Origin of the sequence: Marasmitruncus massiliensis, assembly GCF_900186535.1 — a bacterium.
Lineage (GTDB): Bacteria > Bacillota > Clostridia > Oscillospirales > Ruminococcaceae > Anaerotruncus > Anaerotruncus massiliensis_A.
Genome location: NZ_FYDE01000004.1, coordinates 777,129 through 799,928 on the forward strand (window position 1 = coordinate 777,129; position 22,800 = coordinate 799,928).

General features: G+C 51.8%; 17 protein-coding genes. 9 read left to right on the forward strand and 8 right to left on the reverse strand.

Translation table 11 applies throughout. The annotated features are described in order from the left end of the window. The first annotated feature begins 11 nt into the window (after nucleotides 1-11). From C1A10_RS07640 to C1A10_RS07665, 6 genes are all read left to right on the forward strand, one after another. Nucleotides 12-1,103 carry a dihydroorotate dehydrogenase gene (locus C1A10_RS07640; protein WP_101909683.1) on the forward strand — a complete coding sequence of 364 codons (1,092 nt, stop codon included), beginning with the start codon at nucleotides 12-14 and terminating at the stop codon, nucleotides 1,101-1,103. After that, nucleotides 1,097-2,281 (forward strand): YgeY family selenium metabolism-linked hydrolase, encoded by a 1,185-nt coding sequence (locus C1A10_RS07645; protein WP_101909684.1) that lies wholly within the window; start codon nucleotides 1,097-1,099, stop codon nucleotides 2,279-2,281. Before C1A10_RS07640 ends, C1A10_RS07645 begins: the two co-directional genes overlap by 7 nt. Nucleotides 2,282-2,311: 30 nt before the next feature. Continuing rightward, nucleotides 2,312-3,619: a dihydroorotase gene (locus C1A10_RS07650; protein WP_101909685.1), complete on the forward strand. Its 1,308-nt coding sequence runs from the start codon at nucleotides 2,312-2,314 to the stop codon at nucleotides 3,617-3,619. Nucleotides 3,620-3,649: 30 nt separating this feature from the next. Further along, complete coding sequence (locus C1A10_RS07655) at nucleotides 3,650-4,957, forward strand: amidohydrolase family protein (protein WP_101909686.1); 1,308 nt, start codon at nucleotides 3,650-3,652, stop codon at nucleotides 4,955-4,957. After that, a complete protein-coding gene (locus tag C1A10_RS07660; protein WP_242968865.1) occupies nucleotides 4,957-6,564 on the forward strand; it encodes an N-acyl-D-amino-acid deacylase family protein in 1,608 nt (535 codons plus the stop codon). The genes C1A10_RS07655 and C1A10_RS07660 overlap by 1 nt, the downstream gene beginning before the upstream one ends. A 174-nt stretch (nucleotides 6,565-6,738) precedes the next feature. Then, nucleotides 6,739-7,569, forward strand: a complete 831-nt coding sequence (locus C1A10_RS07665) for a glycosyltransferase family 8 protein (RefSeq protein ID WP_242968866.1) — start codon at nucleotides 6,739-6,741, stop codon at nucleotides 7,567-7,569. A 41-nt stretch (nucleotides 7,570-7,610) separates the two neighbouring features. Here the strand turns inward: C1A10_RS07665 and C1A10_RS07670 are convergent, their stop codons facing one another. Continuing rightward, a complete protein-coding gene (locus C1A10_RS07670) occupies nucleotides 7,611-8,510 on the reverse strand; it encodes an SDR family oxidoreductase (protein WP_101909687.1) in 900 nt (299 codons plus the stop codon). A gap of 208 nt (nucleotides 8,511-8,718) precedes the next feature. Beyond that, on the reverse strand, nucleotides 8,719-9,897 hold the full coding sequence (locus tag C1A10_RS07675; RefSeq protein ID WP_101909688.1) for a M24 family metallopeptidase: 1,179 nt from the start codon (nucleotides 9,895-9,897) through the stop codon (nucleotides 8,719-8,721). A gap of 276 nt (nucleotides 9,898-10,173) precedes the next feature. Between C1A10_RS07675 and C1A10_RS07680 the strand changes: the two genes are divergently transcribed. Further along, nucleotides 10,174-11,238 carry an AbrB family transcriptional regulator gene (locus tag C1A10_RS07680; RefSeq protein ID WP_101909689.1) on the forward strand — a complete coding sequence of 355 codons (1,065 nt, stop codon included), beginning with the start codon at nucleotides 10,174-10,176 and terminating at the stop codon, nucleotides 11,236-11,238. A gap of 156 nt (nucleotides 11,239-11,394) precedes the next feature. Here C1A10_RS07680 and C1A10_RS07685 read toward each other — a convergent pair whose 3' ends face one another. Further along, complete coding sequence (locus tag C1A10_RS07685) at nucleotides 11,395-12,315, reverse strand: LysR family transcriptional regulator (RefSeq protein WP_101909690.1); 921 nt, start codon at nucleotides 12,313-12,315, stop codon at nucleotides 11,395-11,397. Between the two features lie 316 nt (nucleotides 12,316-12,631). On the opposite strand from C1A10_RS07685, the gene C1A10_RS07690 reads away from it, so the two are divergent. After that, nucleotides 12,632-14,488, forward strand: coding sequence for a TRAP transporter permease (locus C1A10_RS07690; protein WP_101909691.1), 1,857 nt, complete (start codon nucleotides 12,632-12,634; stop codon nucleotides 14,486-14,488). Nucleotides 14,489-14,546: 58 nt separating this feature from the next. Then, entirely contained in the window at nucleotides 14,547-15,614 is a 1,068-nt protein-coding gene (locus tag C1A10_RS07695; protein ID WP_180951043.1) for a TAXI family TRAP transporter solute-binding subunit, read from the forward strand. Nucleotides 15,615-15,713: 99 nt separating this feature from the next. On the opposite strand, the gene C1A10_RS07700 is transcribed toward C1A10_RS07695, so the two are convergent. The 5 genes from C1A10_RS07700 to C1A10_RS07720 form a co-directional block, all read right to left on the reverse strand. Continuing rightward, nucleotides 15,714-18,002: a hydratase gene (locus tag C1A10_RS07700; RefSeq protein WP_101909693.1), complete on the reverse strand. Its 2,289-nt coding sequence runs from the start codon at nucleotides 18,000-18,002 to the stop codon at nucleotides 15,714-15,716. 51 nt (nucleotides 18,003-18,053) lie between these two features. Then, nucleotides 18,054-19,412 carry an MmgE/PrpD family protein gene (locus C1A10_RS07705; protein WP_101909694.1) on the reverse strand — a complete coding sequence of 453 codons (1,359 nt, stop codon included), beginning with the start codon at nucleotides 19,410-19,412 and terminating at the stop codon, nucleotides 18,054-18,056. A gap of 83 nt (nucleotides 19,413-19,495) precedes the next feature. Further along, on the reverse strand, nucleotides 19,496-20,002 hold the full coding sequence (locus C1A10_RS07710) for a LeuD/DmdB family oxidoreductase small subunit (RefSeq protein WP_101909695.1): 507 nt from the start codon (nucleotides 20,000-20,002) through the stop codon (nucleotides 19,496-19,498). Between the two features lie 37 nt (nucleotides 20,003-20,039). Beyond that, complete coding sequence (locus tag C1A10_RS07715; protein ID WP_101909696.1) at nucleotides 20,040-21,299, reverse strand: aconitase/3-isopropylmalate dehydratase large subunit family protein; 1,260 nt, start codon at nucleotides 21,297-21,299, stop codon at nucleotides 20,040-20,042. A 16-nt stretch (nucleotides 21,300-21,315) separates the two neighbouring features. After that, nucleotides 21,316-22,707 (reverse strand): MmgE/PrpD family protein, encoded by a 1,392-nt coding sequence (locus C1A10_RS07720; protein WP_101909697.1) that lies wholly within the window; start codon nucleotides 22,705-22,707, stop codon nucleotides 21,316-21,318. Nucleotides 22,708-22,800: the final 93 nt, after the last annotated feature.

Consider the following 22,800-nt stretch of genomic DNA (forward strand, 5'->3'; position numbering starts at 1 on the left):
GGAAAAACAATATGGGATATCGCTTGTTCGGGATAGAGATGCAGTCGCCGTTTATTATCGGCTCGGGACCGCTGAGCTATGGGGCGCCTGGCCTTATCCGTCTGCATCAGGCGGGAGCGGGGGCCGTTGTTACGAAAACCATTAATCTTGAAGCGGCTGAGAACGCAGTGAACCATATGGCGAGCTGCGGGATGAACACGCTGATCAACTGCGAAAAATGGTCGGATTACGGCCCGGAACGCTGGATAGCAAACGAGATACCGCAGGCCAAAGCCGCGGGAGTGGTGGTCATTGCGAGTATCGGCGTTTCCCTCTGCGCCTGGCCGGAACTTGTCACAAGGATGATTGAGGCGGGCGCCGACATGATCGAGCTTGTGTCATACGATGAAACCGAGCTGAAAACGATGGCTGAAACGCTGCGCCCATACTGTACGGTTCCGATGATTGCGAAACTGTCCGCCAACTATCGGGATATGCTGGAGGTTGCCGGCGCATGCAGGAAAGCGGGATGCGCCGGGTTTACCGCATGTGATTCCATCGGCCCGGTCATGAAAATTGATATTGAAACCGGCAGGCCGGTGCTGGGAGGTAAAGAGGGGAAAGGCTGGCTGTCCGGCGCGATGATCAAACCGATTATTCTGCAGAAAATTGTGGAGCTGCGCCAGAAGTTCGATTGCCCCATCATCGGCCTTGGCGGCATTACGACCTGGCAGGACGCTATCGAGTTCACGATGGCGGGCGCGGACGCGCTGGGCATCTGCACCGCGCCGATCCTGATGGGCGTTGAAACAATCGGGAAGCTGAACAGGGGGATTGAGCGCTATCTTGACGATCACGGGTATGGCGGCCTGGACACTATCCGGGGGATGGCACTCTCCCATTTGCCGGAACAGGAGGCGACGGGCAGTTTTCATATGGGATTTCAGAAGGAAAGCTGCATCGGCTGCGGCCGCTGCGTAACGGTCTGCGCTTATGGGGTCCGGACACTGGATGAAGATGGGAATATGGCGGTTGATGAGGCGGCATGCCGCAGCTGCGGGCTGTGCGTATCTGTCTGCCCGAAGAATTGCATTACAGTGAATAGGGGGCTGGTTTCATGCTGACAAAACAAAGGGAGCAAGCGGTCATTCATTTGTGCCAAAAGCTTGTGCAGATTCAGAGCTATTCCGGTGAAGAAGGTGGTGTTGCCGGGGAACTGGCGGGCTTTTTCCGTGAGCGGGGGTTCGACGAAGTCAAGGTAAATGAATACGGCTGCATCATTGCCTGTGTTCACGGCAAACACCCCGGCCCGAAAATTCTGTTTGACGGCCATATTGATACCGTTCCGGTTACGAACGCTGAAGAGTGGCTCCACCCGCCATTTGGAGGAGAAATCCACGACGGCAGAATTTACGGACGCGGCACTTCCGACATGAAAGGCGCTGTCGCCGCCATGGCCTGCGCGATTGCAGACTTTGCGCAGGATACCGGATGCGACTTCTCCGGCTCGCTCTATTTGGCGGGCGTGGTGCATGAGGAATGCTTTGAGGGAGTTGCCGCCCGTTCGGTCAGCACGCAGGTCAAACCTGACTATGTCGTGATCGGCGAGGCCTCTCAGCTCAATGTGAAAATCGGCCAGCGTGGGCGCGGCGAAATCAAGCTGGAGGTTTTCGGCAAGCCGGCCCATTCCGCCAATCCGGAAAAGGGAATCAACGCGGTTTATAAAATCGCGCGTGTCATCGAGGAAATCCGCAAGCTGGCGCCCACGGAACACCCGGTGCTCGGCAAAGGAATTTTGGAACTGACCGACATCAAGTCCAGCCCATATCCGGGGGCATCGGTGGTGCCGGAATACTGCATGGCGACTTACGACCGCCGCCTGCTGGTGGGGGAGACCAAGGAAACGGTGCTGGCGCCCCTGCAGGCACTGCTTGACCGGATGATGGCGGAGGATCCGGAACTGCGCGCGAAAGTTTCCTACGCGCACGGAGAGGAGCATTGCTATACCGGAAACAAAATTGAAGGCGAACGCTTCTTCCCGGGGTGGCTGTATCAGCCTGACGAACCGTTTGTCCAGGCGGTTGTCGGCAAGCTGGAGTCAAAGGGTTTTTCGCCCGAAATCACGCAATATAATTTCTGCACAAACGGAAGCCACTACGCGGGCGAGGCGGGAATCAAAACATTCGGCCTTGGCCCTTCGCGCGAAAACCTTGCGCATACCATCAATGAGTATATCGAGGTCGATCAGCTGACCGGAGCCGCGGAATGTTATTACGCTGTCATTCAGGCGCTGCTTGGATGACCATACTCTGCGGCGAAAGGCGGAATAACCATGTATGATCTGGAAATTGCGGGCGGATGCCTTTATCAGGACGGAAAATGGACTTCTGGAAATCTGTTTATTAAAAACGGCAGGATTGAGCAGATTTCCTCCGCGCACCTTGAGGCAAAAGCGGTTTATGATGCGGCGGGCGCATCGGTGATTCCCGGGCTGATTGACAGCCATGTGCATTTGCAGGCGCAGAACGGCCGCTTTACCTCGGCCGACAGCTTTTATTCCGGCACCGCGGCGGGCGCGCTGGGGGGCGTTACCACCGTGATTGATTTTCTGGACGAGGCTTGCGATGCTGGGGAAGCTGTCCGGAATTTCGAACTTCGTATGTCGCTTGCGAAAGACAGCGTGGTAGACTATGCGTTTCACTGTGGAGTACGGCAGCCAAAAAACGTTCCGGAACTTGCAAAAGCCATGCTGGAACGGGGAATTCCCTCCTTTAAGGTTTATACCACCTATAAGCAGGCGGGGATTTTTTCCGATGATCTTCATATCGGGGAACTGCTGAAACGTACCTCCGACAGAGATGTGATGCTGCTTTCCCATACGGAAAACGACGATTTGATCGATTGGGGCTTCAAGCGGATTGAGGATTATGCGCGGCGCAGGCCGGTTATTTGTGAACTTTCCAAAGCGGTGCAGCTTGCGGAAATGACCGATTATTACGAAGGTATGACCTATATGGTACATGTCAGCTGCGGCAGCACGGTGCAGGAGCTGAACAAACGGTTCGGGGATATCCTCCATCGTAGGTTTTTTCTCGAAAGCTGCCCGCACTATTTCCTGTTTGACGATTCCGTGTATTCCGGAAAAGACGCCGCGCTGTATACCATGATCCCGCCCCTAAGGAGCGGCAGCGAGCGGGAAAAACTGGTCGGCGCGTTTGATGAGATTGATACTGTCGGAACAGACCACTGCCCTTATACCCGGGCGGAAAAGCAGAACTTGGATATTGATGCCATCCCCATGGGGGTTAACGGGCTGGGGAACAGCTTTCTTCAGATGTACCGGCTGTTCGGCGACCGGGTGATCGACCGGTTTACACGCAATCAGGCGCAGATTCACGGGCTGTTTCCGCAAAAGGGAATCCTTTGCGAGGGTGCGGACGCGGATATCGCTATCTATGAGGAAATTGCCCCGCGTCCCGGTTTTCGCCTCTACGGGCGGTCGGACTACTCTCTCTATTCGGGCTGTGAGGAGAACATTTTAATCCGGACGGTGCTCAGCCGCGGAGAGTTTGTGGTAAAGGACGGTGTGCTGTGCGCGCATCAGGGAAAATTTGTCCGCCGGAAACTGGATTTTACGTGACGAAACGGATAAAGCAGGGGAGGAATGGCAATGTTTGCAGTCAAAGCAAAATGGCTGGTCTGCTCCTATGACAGGGTTTATCAAAATTACGGCCTGATATGCGACAAAGATCAGATTCATGCGGTGCTGCCAAACGCGGAGATTGATCAACTGCACAGGGACGGAAAATTGACGCATGTGATCGACCGCAGCGCATCGATTTTGCTGCCCGGCTTTGTCGACGCCCATATTCACCTGTACGGCGTCCTTTCCCACGGCATACCGAACCATGTGACGGTGCATAATTTCGAAGAATTCCTGAAGCTCTACTGGTGGCCGATGGTGGAGGACCGCGTACGCAAAGCGCAGGTGCTGTCCACCGCGCGTTCCGGCGCGGCGGAGCTGCTGCGATCCGGCGTCACAGCGTTCTGCGACACGCTGGAAGCCCCTTTCTGCGAACCGGACACGCTGGTGGAACAGGGCAGGCTGCTTGAAGAAATCGGCCTGCGCGGCATCGTTTCGCTGGAAAGCTCCCAGCGGGCGGGCAGCCAAAACGGGGAAGACTGCCTTGCGCAGAACGTACGCGCCGCCCGCTGGCTGAAAGAGCACGCAAGGCTGGTACGCGGGGCTGTCAGCACCCACACCACCTTTACCTGTACCCCTGAGTTTATCTGCAGGGCAAAGGCGATGAGCCGTGAGGAGGGTGCCTTGTTTCAGTTCCATCTGTCCGAAAGCGTCTATGAGCCTTCCGTAAATCCCCGGCCAGCCGGAATTTATGATGCCTGCGGTGCGCTGGATGCCGATACGCTGGCGTCCCAGTGCGTGCAGGTGGACGCGGAAGAAATCCGGCTGCTTGCAGAAAGAAAGGTAAAAACCGTTCATATGCCGCTGAGCAACTGCGAGGTCGGGGGAGGGATTGCCCCTGTCCCCTCGATGCTGGAATCGGGAATCTGCGTCGGCCTTGGCAGCGATGGATATATCAACGACTTCTTTACGGTGATGAAAGCGGCGTTTCTGATTCATAAGGCAAAGGAGCAATCCGCCGCCGTAATGCCCGCTTCCCTGGTTTTTCGCATGGCGACCGAATTTGGCGCGCGCTGCCTTGGCTATGATAACCTCGGCAGGTTGAGGGCGGGATATCTTGCCGACTTTATCGTTCTGGACGATCAGTTTTTAACGCCGGTGACCCCGGAGAACATCTTCGACCAGTTGGTTGTCTATGGAAAAAAAGAGTATGTCAGAGACGTTTTTGTAAACGGCCGGCAGCTGATGGAAAGCCGCCGCCTGCTCACGCTGGATGAGGATGCCGCAAACAGGCAGGTTCGGGAGACAGCGAAAAAATTCTGGGAGGGCCTGTAATGCGTGTTCGGATGTCAGACCCGCACAGTACGGGAAGATTTATCATTAGAAACGGTTGGATTGTGGACGGGAGCGGCGCCCCCGGTTTCTGGGGGGAACTGCTTATTGATCATGGGAAAATCATGCGGGTTTCCGAAAAGGTGGAAGCAGAGGATGCGGTAGTCATTGACGCGGACGGCGGGATTGTATGTCCGGGCTTTATTGATACCCACAGCCACAGCGGGCCACATTTGTTCAGCGACCCGCTGATGGAACCGAAACTCCGTCAGGGCATCACGACTGAAATTCTGGGGCAGGACGGGATTTCCCTCGCGCCGGTATCCGCCGGGCATCTTCCGGTCTGGAAGGCGCAGGTGGAAGAAATTGAAGGGCTTGACCCCAAGATCGATTGGGCGGCGTGCGGTTCGGTTGCGGACTACCTGGCCCGGATGAAACGGCTCGGCGTCAGCGGGAACTATGGGTATCTCGTGCCCCACGGAAACCTGCGTATGGCGGTCATGGGGATGGAAAACAGATTCGCGGACAGCAACCAGATGGAAGCGATGTGCGCGCTGCTGGAACGGGAGATGCAATCAGGTGCGCTGGGGTTGTCCACCGGCCTGATCTATGCCCCCTGCTGTTTTGCAGATACAAAAGAATTAATCGCGCTTTGCAAGGTTGTGGCGCGCCGCGACGGGGTGTTTGCTGTTCATCAGCGCAGCGAGGCTAACGAGATTCTTTCCTCTATGGAGGAGCTTCTTAAAATCGCCCGGGAAAGCGGTGTCCGGCTGCATATTTCCCATTTTAAAATCTGTGGAAAACAAAACTGGAATAAGGCCGAACGAATTTTTGCGCTGCTCGATGCAGCGAAACAAGACGGAATCCGCGTCACCTTCGACCTTTACCCCTATACAGCCGGATGTACGGCTTTGAGCGTCCTGCTGCCGCCCTGGGCACATGAAGGCGGCAGGGAACAGCTGTGCGAACGACTGCGTGATCTTCCCACACGCAGGAAAATGAAAGAGGAAATTCTGGAAACGAATAGCCAATGGGATAATTTTGTGGAGTTTGCCGGTCTGGACGGCATTGTCATCACAAAATCGCAGAATGCAAAGTTCATCGGCAGGAACCTGCTGGAGCTGGGGGAGATGCAGGGGAAAGATCCGCTTGATGCGGTGTTTGACCTGCTCCTCTCTGAAAGCGGGGTCGGAATCATCGATTATTACGGGAGTGAAGACGTACTTGATTCGCTGATTCAGCGGCCGGAACAGAACTTCTGCACCGACGGGGAAGTCTGCGCACATCCTCATCCGCGCCTCTACGGCAGCTTCCCGCGGGTTCTTTCCCGCTTTGTGCGGGAGAAACGGCTGCTGACACTGGAACAGGCGATTCACAAAATGACGGGTCTGCCCGCTGAAACATTTTCGCTGTCAGGCCGGGGGCTGATTCAGGAGGGAAGCTGCGCCGATCTGGTGATATTTGACCGATTTGAGATACAGGACCGGGCAACGTATCTCGATCCGGCACTTTACAGCAGTGGAATTCACTTGGTCATGGTCAATGGAGTTCCTGTCTTGCTCAACGGTGAAAACCGGAAAAAACCTGCGGGAGAAATCCTGTGCCGGTAGACGGGAGAAAAAATCAACCCTGATGTCCCATCACCAGACAAAAGCTGATGATGAGACATTACTTTGTGGAAATTATATCACTGGCAATTCCTCAAATGCCCATTGTTGATTGATACAATTTGTGATATATTACAATTGTGGCTGTTACGGCAAAGCAAATGAGGTGAACGATCATTGCAAAAAATCAACCTGTTGGTTACGCTTGATCAAAATTATATACTTCCGCTGAAAGTGATGTTGTCATCCATTTTTTCAAACCATGTAAACGTTGCTTTCGACGTCTATATGGTTTATTCAGACATTCCTCCACAGCAGATAGAAGAAATTTCCGAATGGGTTCGGCAAGACGGCTCAAATTTGATCCCTGTTGAAATGGATAACGACCTGTTTTCTGACGCGCCAATCAGCGGCCGCTATACAAAAGCGATGTATTATCGGCTGCTGGCTTATAAAATCCTGCCGGAAAATCTGGACAGGATTCTTTATCTTGACCCGGATATTCTGGTGATCAACCCGCTTGACAGTTTGTATGAAACAGATCTTACCGGCTATTTGTTTGCGGCTGCCTCTCATACCGCGCTTACTCAGGTTACTTCCCGTATTAATCGTTTGAGACTCAATACCTATGATATGCCGGAGTATTATAATTCGGGCGTTCTGCTGATGAATCTGGCTCTTCAACGGAATGAAATGAACTCGAAAGATATTTTTTTCTATGTTCAAAAAAATAAGAGTAAGCTTATATTGCCGGATCAGGATATCCTGAACGGACTTTATTGGGACCGCATAAAACCTTTGGATGACAGTATTTATAATTTTGATGCAAGGAAAAGCAACATTTACTATTTATTGTCTTCCGGATTGAAAGATGTCGACTGGATCATGGACCATACTGTTATTCTGCATTTCTGCGGCCGGCAAAAACCATGGAATAAAGGATACGTCAACAAATTTTCTGTGTTGTATAAGCACTACCAAAAACAGCTTTTCAGAAACGATGGGTAGGGCTCTATACGGCCCCGGCTTTTTTGTGTAAGACAGCGCTGTTAAGACTGCATGGAGTAACCGCCGTCAACATGGAGAATTTGTCCTGTGACATAGGAAGAATCATCAGAAGCAAGGTATACATAAGTAGGAGCCAGCTCAAATGGCTGTCCTGCCCTCTTCATAGGGGTTTCCGATCCGAATGTGGGAATATAATCGGCAGGCCAGCTGGCAGGCTGGAGAGGGGTCCATATTGGGCCGGGTGCAACTCCATTCACCCGGATGCCTTTTGATACAAGAGAGCGTGCCATTGCTCTGGTAAATGAAACAATTGCGCCTTTCGTGGATGAGTAATCAATCAGCAGGTCGTCGCCGCGGTATGCAGTGATTGAGGTAGTATTGATCATCACACCTCCTGCCGGCAGATATTTCAGGGCCTCTTTGGTAATATGAAATATGGAAAAAACATTAATTTGGTAAGTAGTTTCCAACTGCCCGGCAGAAATGTTTTCCAGGCTATTCTGCGGGAACTGCACACCCGCATTGTTGACCAGTATATCCAACCGCCCGAATGTCGATATGGTGCTTTTTACTGCTTGCTGGCAGAAAGCCTCGTTGCGCAGGTCCCCCGAGAGCAGTAAGCATCTGCCGCCCAGATGATTGATGTAACGTTTTGTAAAGTTTGCATCATCGTGTTCATTATAGTAGACGATCACGATGTCCGCACCTTCTTTGGCATAAGCGACGCATACCGCCCTGCCGATTCCGCTGTCACCACCGGTTACCAGCGCGACTTTGCCTCTGAGCTTGCCGCTGCCGGTATAGGCTGGATTGTCAAAAATAGGCTTTGGTTCCATTTGCGTCTCTAAACCTGGCTGTGTATCCTGGTGCTGGGGCGGAAACTGTACAGGAACCTTTTCACATTCTTCCTGATACCCTAAAAATGGAAATTGCAATTGCATCTCAAAAAACCTCCCAGAATGTATCTTTTCACTTTAATATATGCCGCGATGATGCCATATGTACGATAAAATCATCAGCAGAGAGCCGGAATGTATGGTCTTACCTATCGGAACGCGAGCGCGTTTATTCCAACGGTATGTAAAGCATAAAGAAACCCACAGATTGGTTTGTTAAACCAATCTGTGGGTTTCTTTATGCTTTTAACTATCAAAAATAAAGGGAGGGGGATGCTTTTGTAAAGAGCTCGATTCCGTTTTCAGTCACCAGCAGGGTATCTTCTATGTTATAAGTCTGCCTTGTTGAACTGTAAAAAGGAGTTTCGAAGCACAGCACCATCCCCGGTTCCAGGATTCGCGTTTCGCCGGGCGCGAAAAACGGAGCCTCTTCGCCCGATATATCACAGCTGATAGAATGGCCGTGATGTCCCCGCACATAGTTTTTGATACCGATTGCCTGCTGTGTTCCATGAAAAATATCAGACATTTTCACGCCGGGTCCCATGTGTTGGACAGCAAATTCATAGCCTCTCCAAAGTGCCGCGTAAAGCTCTTCTTTGTCTTTGGAAGCAGCCCCCCCGATTGCATAGGTTCTGCCGAGGTCCGACTTATAGCCGTCCGTATAGGGGCCGCCGTCCAGCCTGATGAGATCGCCTCTTTCAATTCTCCGGGGCTGCGGAATCCATGCCGGGGCAAAATCGGAACCCACCGTGTGGGACTGGCTTACAGCCGTCATGTCGGGCGCCAGTTTCAGGCAGGTTTTATGAAAGATGTGGTGCACATCCACCGTTGTCATCCCCGGAACGATGGTCTTAGCCGTAATATTCATTGCCTTTTCCGCAAGCTGTGCGTTATGGCGCAGTACCTCTATCTCCCAGGGTGTCTTGGTGATCCGTGCGTCGCTCAGAATTTTGGTACAATCGACAACATTATGGTCTCCGAACACTTTTCTGAGGTAACATCCGGATTCATAGGTAACCCACTTGCTCTGTACACCGATTTTGACGCCGTCTTTCTTGCTTGGAATCAGATTTACAGCCATATGGTAAGTCTTGTTGAGATCCGGTTGCACTTCTTTTGTCATCTGCTCTGTAGCATAGTCCTCTATGTAAATCCAGACAGGATATGCTTCAATCCTAATACTTGGATCACAGACCATAACTGCGGCGTTTTTTTCAAATTCACTGCAGATCAGCGCTACATCCCCATCTGCGGTGACTACTGCGGCAGCGTTTCCGGTTTTCCCCGAACGGTAAAGGCTGCGTACCGCAAAGCCGGTGCTGTAAAAAACGCCATCTGCGGAAGTCAGAATCAGGGCATCCAGCCCCGCTTTCTGAATTTCAGTCTGCAGCTTTTTCACGATAGCCTTTTGGTCTCTTCCCTTGATCATATTTTCCCTGCTTTCTAAATCTTTCTAAACCGTAATTGTTGGTACTAAGTATATCCAGTTTATTGCTATTGGGCAAATACATAAATTTGATTGGAACCATTATATTTTATCTATGGCAGGATAATCAGGGTGCTTAGACTTGTCTCCGTCCTTTCATTGCTTAATAGGGAATTTCTATAGCGGCAATCAAAGTTAAGTATTAGACAAACTACTCTGCCGATTTTATAATAAAAAGAAATCCTATACCCCATTAAACATAGGAGCATTCGATGAAAAATGAATCTGATACTGACTGTCCTGATTAGCGCAATAGGGTCTCTCTTGTTTTATAAATTGAAAGTCCCGGCCGGTGCGATGGTGGGTGCGATTATTTTCAGTGCGGTTTTCAATATTCTTACAGGAATGGGCTGTTTCCCCAAATTGGTGAGGGTTGCCGTTCAGGCAATTGCCGGAGGCTTTATCGGGCAGAGAATCTCTCTGAATGATGTCCGAGAGATGAAGACCACTGTCAAACCGTCCCTGCAGCTATTTTTGGGAATTGTGTTCTTCAGTTTTCTGACCGGCATCGTAATCCACGCCGTGTCGGATGTGGACATTACCACCGCCCTGCTTTCTTCTGTGCCGGGAGGAATGTCTGATATAGCAATGATCAGCACCGATGTGGGGGCGGACCCGACACAGTCAACGGCGCTGCAGCTGGTGCGCTATTTAATCGCAATTCTGGTGCTCCCACAGGCTGCAACATGGATTTGCAGTCGGTTTGACCGCAAAAAGATCGGGCAGAAGCCCGTCACCCCGCTTTCCCATGAGAAACCTCAGGAAAAGCCAAAAAAGGCCTGTACCCGCAAAAACGCATTGATAACGCTGCTGATCGCAGCCGTATCGGGCACGGCGGGTAGGCTGAGCGGATTCCCTGCGGGGGCAATTGTATTCTCGCTGTTTGCCGTTGCGGCATACAATATCCGCTATAGCAGGGCATACCTGCCGAAGCGGCTGCGGCTGCTGGCACAAAACTGTGCCGGAACTGTTATCGGTACCGGCATCTCGATGCACGATATACAACATTTCCACGAACTTCTGGTCCCCGTAATACTGGTGACAATCAACTGCATTCTGATGAACTATGTCCTTGGGCTGCTCATTTATAAGACAAACCCACTGGATTTATCGACCAGCCTGTTTGCCTCAGTACCCGCGGGGCTTTCAGATATGGCGCTCATTTCCCTGGAATTGGGCGGGGATGCATCGAAAGTTATGGTTCTTCAATTGGTGCGTTATATTTGTGTAATGGCATTTATGCCTGTTATGATCAAGGTTTTCTCCTCAGCTTTTCCTTTCTGAATGAAGCAGCGGGGCTGACAGATATGTTTCTAAAAAAATTTCCCAATTGCAGAACCATCAGGCTGAAATTGGGAAATTTTGGTTATTGCGGGATCCCTGTGATGTACTTATACTGGAAAGAAAATGATCTGCCGGGGATAGCAGGCGGGAGGTGTCTTATCGCAGGGGGGTGCTGCCGCCGCTGTATAAGGCGTGGATCTCTTCGATGAACAGCTGGGCAGCCGTTGAAAGATAGTCGTTCTTGGTGTGGGCCACGACAACAGTCCAGTTGGAAGCGAACTTCGGGTCAATGCGGTAATAGGTGATCGGCAGCAGCGGCTGATAATACCGGATGGCAAATTCGGGAAGGATCGCAAAGCCAAGCCCATGGACGGAAAGAAACATGGCTGTTTCGGAACTGCTGGTCATAAGGGCGGTCTGGACAGTGATCCCCGCTTTTTTTAAAATCGAGTCTACCACAAAACGGGTTTTTTGATGGGGCCTTGCCAGAATAAAGGGCTGGTTATTCAGTTGTGTGATGTCAAAGATATTGGTTTCAGGGTCAACAAACTTTAAAAGGGGATGGTTGGGCGGAGCGCAAAGGACCATCTCACAGGTAAAAATGGTTTCATAATTTAAATCCATTCCCAGGGGAAGGGCCATGATGGCCAGATCGGTCTTTCCTTTGATTAACGAGGATTCCAGGGTCTTGGATTCCTGCTCATACAGGATCACGTCCATGCCTGGATATTTTTGGACGTAATTGGAATAGATTCGCGGCATGATCTGACAGGCCAGCAATGTTGGTACCCCCACGACCAGCCGCCCGCGTTTCATGTTGTTCATGTCGGAAATCGCGTTTTCCATGTCGCGGTATGTTTTTGAAATCTTATTGGAGGCATCCAGAAAAATTTCACCGGCATAAGTCAGCGTGATTCCCGAGTTGGTACGGACAAACAGCTGTGTACCCAGCTGTTCTTCAATTTTATGGATGCACTGACTCAAGGAGGGCTGTGCGATAAACAGGCGCTGAGCTGCTCTTGTGATGTTACCTTCCTCAGCGACAACCGTAATATATTCTAAATCCTTTGTATTCATTTCTGCTCCTCCTTGCTTTAATTCCGTGACATCAATTTTGTAAATTATACATCACAATTGGTAAAGGTACAAGGCAAACAGATAAGTGGACGCAATAGGAAAATCCAATGACAGCATACAGGTATTATGTATTAGACACATAAAGAATCTGTAAATATAATAATTATAAGCTTTTTAAACTGTTTGAGTTGAATTTTAAAAAGAAAGGGGAAACTGTAACCTTTTGTAACTGTGTATGGCACAATGGCGTGATAATACAGCAGATCAGATAGAACAAAACGTTTCGCCAGCGAGACAAAATTTGAGGAGGATAACAATGGCGGCAAAAAAAATTTATTTGGCCTTATCGTCTGTATTTGTAATTTTTCACCTTTACACTGCAATGTTCGGAGTGGTTTCCGGAAACGGACAGCGTGCGATCCACTTGTTGCTGATACTTTCCCTGTTGTTTTTAAGAGCTTTTATCAAAGATGAGAAACTCGTAAACAAAATAGCAGACATCGCTTTTTTAGTAATGGGAGTGGCAAGCGTGGGTTACGTGCTGTATATCACCCCGGCGTATGACCTGCGGGGCGGGATTACCTATCCCATCGACGTGTTTTTCGGGATTCTGCTGATTATTTCGCTGATTTACGCTACCTATAAATCAATCGGTCCGTCACTTTCCATTGTTGCGGCCTGTTTTATCGCTTACGCGTTTATGGGGCAGTGGATGCCTTCCATCCTGCAGCACGGAGGATTTAAGCTCAGCAGGTTTATCCATCTGGTTGTCTACACCTCCGACGGGATCTTCGGTTCCGCTTTAAACGCCTCAGCAAATTATATCGTATTGTTTATCATTCTGGGCGCCGTATTTAATGAGACAGGCGTGGGAGATTATTTCACCACAATTGCCGCCGCATGGTTCGGCAAGATGAGAGGCGGGCCTGCAAAGGTGGCGGTGGTTGCTTCCGGCTTCTTTGGCTCCATCTCAGGCTCTTCCATTGCGAATGTGATCGGGACAGGCACTTTTACCATCCCCATGATGAAAAAAACCGGGTTTGAGCCGGAGTATGCCGGAGCTGTGGAAGCTGCTGCATCTACAGGCGGGCAGATCATGCCTCCTGTGATGGGCGCCGCTGCATTTCTGGTGGCGGAGATCCTGCAAGTGCCTTATTTCGAGGTCGTGAAAGCGTCCGCTATTCCGGCTGTTCTCTATTTCGCCGCCATTCTGATGATTATCGATCTTTATGCGCGTCGCAAAAATATCAAGGGGATGGACCACAGCGAAATACCGGACATCAAAACCCTGGTCAAACGAATTTACTTGTTTTTCCCGCTGATTGCCCTTGTCGTTTTTATAGGGCCTATGAAGCTGACCATTACAAAAGGCGGCATTTTCACGTTGATTTTTACAGCCTTTATCGTTTCGTTCAGTAAGGAAAATCGGATTACCAAGGAAAAGCTCGCCAAAATTGCGACAAGTTCGGCAAATGGGTCTATGTCGGTTGCAACGGCCTGCGCGCTGGTGGGAATTATTATTGGGACTGTGCTCGGGTCCGGTCTTGGTTACAGGCTGTCCGCGATTCTGGTGGAGGCTTCAGGCGGAAAAGTCGCGCTGCTTCTGATACTGACCATGATTGTATCCCTGATACTGGGTATGGGCCTTCCGACGTCCGCCGCCTATCTTGTCCTCGCAACGCTGGTTGCTCCCGCGATGATCAAGCTCGGTGTTTTGCCGATGGCGGCCCACTTGTTTATCTTCTACTTTGGCGTCATATCCAACATTACGCCGCCTGTTGCGATGGCCGCCTATGCGGCGGCGGGCATTGCCCAGTGCAGTCCCTCGAAATGCGGCTTCCGGGCGTTCCAGCTCGCTCTTTCCGGATTTATCCTTCCGTTTATGTTTGTCTATAATCCGGTGCTGCTTGCGCAGGGGGCATGGTATTCCATTCTGTATTCGTTCGGCATGGCCCTGCTGGGCATCTATCTGTTAAGCTGTGCGGTGGAACAATATTTTGTCAAGTGGCCGATTACAAACATTGAGCGGGTGATTCTACTCTGCGCGTCACTGTTGCTGATTGATTCCGGCGTTGTCACTGATATCACAGGCGCCGCAATCATGGCTCTTTTGCTGTTTTATCATTTCATCAGGGAGAAAAGAAAATCGGTTCCCATTTCTCAGAATCCGTAACGATATGCAAAGGTGCATATCGTTCCATATAATACAATAAATGAGAGGACGGTCAAAAATGAAAAAAGTATTTAACGGTATTTTAGCATGTTTAATTGCCGCTTCCATGCTTGCCGGATGCGCAGGTACAACCTCATCGTCGCCTTCTGCCCCTTCTGCGGAGACTTCGGGCGCAGACGCACAGGCATCGCCTGCGCCCGATATTTCTGTGTCGGCGGCAAACGATGGGGTAGAGCGAAAATCACAGGTTATCACCATTGCCTGCGGAACCAGCGCGGGTGTGGGCTATGTCACAACGACCACTACCGGAGCGATTTTAAATAAGTTATATCCGGAATACCAGATCAAGCCGGAACTGACCACCGGTTCACAGGAGAACGTGAATCTGATCACACAGGGCGTTGCTCAGATCGGTGTGTGTATGGCAGATTCAGCCTTGGCCGCGTACAATGGCGAACGTGAGTTCAATGAGTCCACGAAGGGAAAAATTAATTTTATCACTGGCGGATACATAACGACGATCACACAGTTTGTCCCGAAGAATTCGACGGCCAAGAGTCTCGCGGATCTGAAAGGTAAAAAAATCGGTGTCTCTAAAGGTGTTATGTCCCAGTTTTACTTCCCGACGATTCTGAAAGCCTATGGATTGTCCGAATCTGATTTTAATATCAGTGTGCTCTCTATCGGGGACATCACCGCGGGCGTTCAGGACGGGAATCTGGACTATGGAGTCCATGTTGCCTCTACTCCCAATACCGCGATTTCCGACCTTGCCATGTCTGCGGGCATCAACCTGCTGACGATGAGTGACGATATCAGGGATAAAATCATTGAAGAAAATCCTTACTTCCAAAAAGTGACGATTGAAAAGGATGTCTATTCCACAGAGGATGATTCTGATACTCTGGCAACCAGAAATGTATATATCTGTTCCGCCGATGCCGATGAGCAGGTGGTTTACGACTGGATAAAAACCCTGATTGAATATCATGACGATATTGCTCTTGCGCATCCGCAGGCAGGTGACTTTGGCGGCAAAGACGGCGCCAATGCCCTGGAAGGACAGCTCATTCCGATTCATCCCGGCGCGGAGCGCTATTATAAGGAAATCGGACTGATCAAATAAACACACAGGCAACGAAACCGCCGGTTTAACCGGCGGTTTTTCAGATGGTTTTTTGCAAAAAGTCTCCCCGCTGGAAAAGCGGGGAGACTTTTTATTTTGTTATTTGGAACCTTCAGCGTAATAGTTGATCAGGCTTCCCGCCAAAACGATTTGTGTCTCTTCCTCAGAAAGCGCGCTGATGGTAAGCGGAATGTCGTTGAGCACTTTGCCGTCCCGAATCAGTGCGGCCTGAATTTTCTGCTGCCCGGAAGCGATTACCTGCCGGATATTTGGAAGATATAGCAGATCCCCCCTTCGCAGAATATGCAAGAGCGCTGCGTCTCCGAGAAACGGGATCATTCCCCAGTTTACCAGATTGGACCGGTAACGTTTGGTGGCGTATTCCACGCAGATATTGGCCAGCCCGCCCAGCACCCTCTGGCACGAGGCGGCCTGTTCCCGGGCGGAGCCGTCTCCCGGCTTGATCGAATAGATCACGCTGCCGAAACAGGTCGTCTGCAGGAACTGTCCGCGGCTCCGGGAGGGATATCCCAAAGCGGCGATAACGCCGTCTGCAAAGCTGGCAAGCTCCGGCGAAGCATCCCCGCCCTGACGGAGCAGTTCCAGCCTCTGAATCTCCTTTGCGCCGTCTACATACTGCGGGTCGCGGCGAGAAAGTGTGAAACCGGCCATCCGTTTCGGATTGGAGCGGTAAGAGGCTGCGTCCCCCGAAGGGATCAGTTCATCTGTAGTAGTCACTGGGTCACCGATAACAGAACAGACTTTCAGCAAAGCGTTTTCCGGCAGCGCAATCATATTGGGCCAGTCGGTGATGTTGGGGCCAAAGCGGAGTTCGGTTTCCGGTTCAGGATGCCCGAATCCGTTGTAAACACTTTTCCGATAGGAACTTTCATCAAAATGGTACACCGGTTCCTGATCGTCATACTCCACGTCGGCCGCTGATTTTAAGAATCCGCCATTTGCCGCGGTGGCCGCGACCGAGCGGGCGTCCATCAGCGCCACAGACGCCATCTGGTGTTCTTTCGGCTTGGAGCCCTCCCGGTTGGGGAAGTTGCGGGTGGTATGCCGGATGGCGAGCGAACCGTTGGCAGGGACATCTCCCGCGCCAAAGCAGGGACCGCAGAAGGAGGGTTTCAGTACGACGCCGGCCTCCATCAGGTCCTGTACGGCCCCGTTTCGGATGAGCTCCAGAAGTACCGGATTGCTGGCAGGGTAGACGCTCATACTGAAAAACTCATTGGGGATGCTCTTTCCCTTCATAATCCGCGCGGCACAGACCAGGTTTTCAAAGCTGCCTCCGGAGCATCCCGCGATTTCGGCCTGATCGACGCGGAATTCATGACCATGCAGTTTGGAGCGAAGGTCGAGATGCAGTTCCGGATTGTCGATCTGCTTCTGTGCACTTTGTTCCACATCGGCGAGAATTTCCTCGGCATTTTCACGGAATTCCCGGATGCTGTATGCGTTGCTGGGGTGGAACGGGAAGGCAATCATCGGCTCGATTTTGTCCAGGTCGATGATAACGGCACCATCATAACAGGCGTTCCTGCCCGGAGCCAGTTCCGCATATGCCTCAGGCCGCCCGTGAAGTTCAAAATATTGTTTTGTCCTGTTGTCGGTAACCCAGACGGAGGACAGGCAGGTCGTTTCCGTGGTCATAACGTCGATGCCATTGCGGAAATCCATCGAAAGATGCTCAATGCCGGGGCCGACAAATTCCAGAATCTTATTCTTTACAAACCCATTCTGGAAAACAGCCTTCACCAGTGTCAGGGCAACATCCTGAGGGCCGACTCCATGCCCGGGCCTGCCCTGCATCCAGACGGCAACCACCTTGGGAGGCTCAATATCGTATGTGCGGCAGAGCAGCTGCTTGACCAGTTCTCCGCCGCCTTCCCCGATGCCGAGCGTGCCCAGCGCGCCGTACCGCGTATGGCTGTCTGAGCCGAGCACCATGCGGCCGCATCCGCTGAGCATCTCCCGGGCGTAGGAGTGAATAATCGACTGGTTGGCGGGAACAAAGATGCCGCCGTATTTTTTGCACGCGGACATGCCGAACATGTGGTCGTCGCGGTTGATGGTTCCCCCGACCGCGCAGAGGCTGTTGTGGCAGTTTGTCAGCACATAGGGAATCGGAAACTCTTTCAGCCCGCTGGCCCTTGCGGTCTGGATAACGCCTACATAAGTCAGATCATGGGAAATCAGCGAATCAAATTTCAGCTTTATCTGTTTGTCCGCAGAAGTATTGTGGCTTTTCAGAACCTGATATGTAATCGTATTTTCCCGCCCTGTACGTAGAGCTTCCTGCATGTGCTTATCGCTCTGACCCAACGGCACAAGTGTACTATCCGGCTTGAGACATACCGGAGCGTCAATCAATTCAACCATGAAAAAACCTCCTTGATAATTCATAAATTTCAATAGCAAACCGGAAGATACCTAGCAGAGATCGGGAAGTTCCGGCAGCTTTTCGATTCGCAGGATGTCCTGCATGAGCCGCCCCGCGCGTTCGGAGGAGATGCTTCCCAGCGCGAGTCCGGTAAACTTGTCGGTTTCCTGCCGTGCGGTCAGCGGGCGCCGGATACTGCCGGAAATGTCGTCGATCTGGCGGACAAGCTCCCTGCCGTCTTTCATGAAAATATGCATCCGGCTTCCCCAGCGTGCGGGGTACCTGTCGTTAAACAGCGGGTCGGAGACTACTTTTGTCGATTCTGCAAGACGCCTGACCATTGGGTCGGCAATCAGTTCCCCGGTGAATTCCGCCTGCGTGACTTTGCCGCGCACAAGGGCGGCGGCGCAGGTGTAGGGGATACTGAATTTCGCTTCAACAGGGCTTTCCGGGTATTTTTCAAAGCCGCACTGCAGGACACCCACTTCGTAGGTTTCTACCAGAATGGAGGAGACTTCTTCCGGATGAAACCCATCCGTATCGCGCAGGAAAAGCGCAGCGTCGATTGCGTGGTGTGTGGTCCGGCAGCAGGGATATGGTTTTTTGTCAATTTTCAGGATTTCCCAGGTTTCTCCCAGCCCTGCGGAAACCTTTCGCATATCAAAGGAATCACTGACCGCACGGTATAGACCGCCGTCCTCTGCGTCCAGAATCTGCGAAGGGCCGGACATGCCGCCCTTCGCGAGAATCGCGGAACAGAACCCGTTCACCGCGGCCCTTGCGGGGTGCAGCTTTTTGCAGGTGGAGCCCTCCGCAAGAAAAGCCCAGAGCCCGGAGGACTGTGTGCCAGCCATGCCGAAGGCGGAAAGTGTCTGTTCCCAATTCAGGCCAAGCAGGCGGCTGGTTGCTGCTGCGGCGCCGAAGGTGCCGATGATCCCGGTCGTATGCCATCCGCGCTTGCGGTTGCTGGAAACGTTCATTCCCATGCCAATGCGCGCCATGACCTCATATCCGGCAATCACGGCTTCCAGAAAAGCTTCGCCGGAAGCGCCCAACGCATCCGCCAGCGTCCATGCCGCCGGGACGATGACCGCCCCCGGATGGGATTTGGAACCGGTGTGCACATCATCCATTTCCAGTGCGTGCGCCATCATGCCGTTTATCAGCATCGCGGGGAAAATGCCCGCCTTTTCTCCCTGCCCCCATGCGGATGCACATGTCCCCCAAACGCCGCTGCTCCAATGCGAAAACTCCCTGAAAAGTGCGGGGAGTTCCTCATAGCCGGCTGCGCCGAGCGCTGAACCGATGGTATCGAGCACACAGTAACGGGCAGCGTTCACAACGGATTCGGGGACTTCTGAGAGCCGCAGGGAACAGGTGAACCGGGCCAATTGTTCAAGTTCATTCAATAGGAATGCCTCCTTTGTTTAAGAATGGAAATTCCCGCCGAAGAGGTCTTCGGCAGGAATCAAAAAGAGGAGAAAAAAGACTGTCATATGTCGAGAGAGTCATATTTCTCGATATAGTCCAATAATCCACCCTCGTTTACGATTTTAATTTCCTTGTCGGAAAGGGTAAACGGCATGGAGAAGGAAGGGTCGTTTTCTTTTTTAATGATGCGGTTTGCAATATCTACAAATAGCTGGTCGCCCTCTTCGATGCGGTCCGTATCGCATTCAATCAGCAGCATGCCGTTGTTGATTGCGTTGCGGTAAAAAATCCGCCCGAAAGATTTGGAGAGCACTGCGCCGACACCCGCAAGCTTAATAATGATCGGCGCGATTTCACGGCTGGAGCCGCAGCCGAAATTTTTGTCTGCGACGATGAAATCATCGGTTTTAACCTCTTTGGCGAATTCCGGACGCGCGTCCTCCAGCACATGCCGTGCATATTCTGCGGGATTGGCGCGCAGGGAAATCAGCCGTCCGGGAGCGATCGAGTCGGTGCTGACATTGCTGCCGAACTTCCATGCTCTTCCTTTAATGCTATCACGAATCATATAGTTTCAGCCCCATTTCAAATAGTGTAATCGTTCCTTATTCCATTACTTCGCGCGGGTCGGTGATATACCCCGTAAGCGCCGTTGCCGCTGCGGTCGCGGGGCTGGAGAGATAGATGCTTGCTTTGGGGTTCCCCATGCGGCCTTTGAAGTTGCGGTTCTGGGTTGCGAGCACGACTTCACCGTCGCAGGGGATTCCCTGATGGACCCCCATGCATGGACCGCAGTTCGGGGCTTCAATCATTGCGCCTGCTTCCGCAAGCGTCAGGAAAGTTCCGTCGCGCAGGCATTCCTTATAAACATAGGTCGAATTGGGGATTACCAGCAGGCGGACGCCGGGGGCAACCTTTTTGCCTTTCAGGATTTCTGCGGCGGCGTGCATATCTTCGACGCGGCCGTTGGTACAGCTTCCGATGAATACCATGTTGACCTTCTGCTGCGCACAGTTTTTTGCGAGGTCAACGTTTTCCAGATAGTGCGGTTTGGAAACCAGCGGTTCCAGCTGGGCAGCATCAATATCGATGATGCGTTCATAATTTGCCTGTTCATCTCCGCGGATTTCTCTGTAATCTTCAGCGCGCCCCATCTGTTCCAAAAAACTGCGGGTGTGCCCGTCGGTTTCCATGATGGCGCATTTTGCGCCGACGTCGACGCCCATACTGGTGATGGTCAGGCGCCCGTCCATGCTTAGAGAGGCAATGGTATCGCCCCGGAATTCCAGCGATTTATAAATTGCCTGGTCGGATTGGATGATGCTTGCCAGTTTCAGCATAATATCCTTGGAGTAGACCCCACGCGGCAGTTTCCCGGTTACGTTAATACGAAAAGTCTCCGGTATTTTAATCCATGTCTTCCCGAAACGGGTTACGGCAACCATATCTGTGGAACCGCAGCCGGTCGCAAAGCAGCCGAATGCGCCGTGTACAGTGGTGTGGGAGTCGCCTACGATGCATACCGAGCCACATTTCAGGTATTCTTCATAGACATGGGCGTGGACATGGCCTGTGCCACCTTCTTCCCAGTGACAGCCGTGCGATGCGGCGTAGTCTCGGCAGAGCGCGTGTTCGTTTGCGATTTCTTTGGTGGGTACAGGGCCGAATTCATTGGCAAACAGGACGTGCGATGCATCGAATACAGGACTCTTGTCATAACCGCGCTCTTTCATCAGGCGGACCAGCAGCGGCCCGGAGCCGTCGTGCAGAGCCGCGAAATCCACATTGACAACAACGGTTTCTCCGGCATGTACCTCCCGTCCCATTTTTTCACTCAGGATTTTTTCCACTAACGTTTGTCCCATTGTGTGATTCCTCCATCTACTGATCGGATTTCAGGCAGCTCAGCAGTTCTTCCGCATAGGTCAGTTCCTCAAAGGAATCAATTCTGCGGGCCAGCTGTGTCTGCCTTTCTTTTGAATAAAACGCAGAAAGGTTATTCTCAAATTTAATACGTACATCGTCTTTGTCGATGGGGTTTTGATAAGTCCCCATTTCATAGCGCTGGTCTTTAATGTAGATGCTGCCGCTTTTGGTCGTTACCTTGAGCCATCCGGGGAAATAGCCTGGATTTTGCTGTTCCCGGTCGGAGACGCATCTGACGCGTGCCATCAGTGACAGAATCTTTGGATCCTGCGCATACTTCATATCGATTTCCCAGGGGCTGACTTTTTGATAGACAGCGGCAACCGCCACCACATACGGCAGGCTGAACCGCATCATGTAATCGGTGCTCGGGTGAATTTTGACATCCCGCGGCTCGCAGACGATGTGATAACTGCGCGGTTCAATGCGGCACTCCACAGATTCGATGTCGTCGGCGGCAAAGTGGAATTCATTTTCAAGGCTGATCATGCAGTCAATAAAGGAATGGGTCATGTGGCAGACCGGATATAGTTTGAAAGAGATTTCTGTGGTATGCCAGACCTTTCCAAAATCAGAAAACGCTTCTTCAAGGCCTTCCGTTGTCCCCAGGTGCGTTTTCCAGAGCCCGAAATCGCCTTCAAACACCTGCAAAGGGCCCGTAAACCCGTATTTTGCCATCATTAGGGCATAGATTGCGCTGTGGCAGCCCCAACCCGGATGGATTTTTTTGACCCACGTGCCGTCATGCAGAAATTCCTGAATTGCCGCCGCCTGGCTGCCGCAGATGCCGAGCGCGTTTACCAGGGTTTCTCTGGACAGTCCCATCAATTTCGCGGCCACACAGGCGGCAGCGAAAGGAGCGACCATGCCGGTCCCATGATAGCCGATATCATGAAAACGCCCTTTGGCAGCCAGCGCCAGCCGCACAATGACTTCCCACCCGGCAACCATGGCTTCGAGCATTTGGCTTCCGTTTGCGCCGACTTTTTCTCCGACCGTCAGTGCTGTGCTGACGACAGCGGCACTGGGATGCACAATTCCGGCCACATGGGTATCGTCATAATCCGCGCCGTGAATCAGGCAGCTGTTATACAAAACCGCGTCCGCCATCTGCACCTTTTCGTCCGTGCCCCACAGGGAACATTCCTCTGCCGGGCCAATTTCCAGAACCGCCCGCCGTATGGCCGCCGCATGCTCCATCTTTTGACAGGACATCGCTACACCGAATGTATCCAGCAGCAGCAGCTTTGCATAGCCGATTACTTCCGCGGGAATATCCTGCAAGCGCAGATCAATTGTAAAGTCTGCTATGCATTCCGAAAGGGATTTTGTTTTATCGGTTTCCACTTATGTAGCTCCTCTTTTTATCAACTTTTTATCTGCTGATTTCTATTATAAAAGGGTAAGAATTATTTGTCTAATACATAACTTTAATCACAA